We start from the raw sequence: 470 nt of genomic DNA on the forward strand, positions 1-470 counted from the left end.
AAAATTTTTTGATTGTATTGCTATAAGTAGAGACTAGATGTAAATTCTAAAATATTATTTCTAATTAAGATACTTATGAATAAAACTTTAAAAGATATATTAACTAAAATCTTTCCTGCTAAAGTCGTAAGCACTTTTTTAGGTATAGGGTATTTGCCGGCTTGGCAGGCTCATTGGGCTTCTTTTTCAATATTATTTGTATCTTATCTTATTATGTGCTTGATACATGGAAGTGAATATATTTTACATAAAATGCCATATTCAGGAATAACTGTTGCTGTAGTTTTTACAATATTGGCTGTGATTATGCTAATAATTCAATTGGTTGCTATATTTATCTTTCATTTAGAGAATAGTTCAGCAAGTAGTAATGAAGAGATAGTTATACATATATCTTCAAGTCAAATACTAACTGTAGCGTTTTCATCTCCTGCTATCATGTCAGTTCACTTGAAGTTAAGTAAGCTTTA

General features: G+C 28.3%; 1 pseudogene. It reads left to right on the forward strand.

Annotation, left to right across the window (positions count from 1 at the left end):
- Window positions 1-75 precede the first annotated feature (75 nt).
- Window positions 76-470, forward strand: a pseudogene (locus tag V6U76_RS05460) (phosphatidylglycerophosphatase); the annotation flags it as partial.

Origin of the sequence: Wolbachia endosymbiont of Pentidionis agamae (assembly GCF_036711655.1) — a bacterium.
In the GTDB taxonomy this organism is placed as follows: domain Bacteria; phylum Pseudomonadota; class Alphaproteobacteria; order Rickettsiales; family Anaplasmataceae; genus JAZHPY01.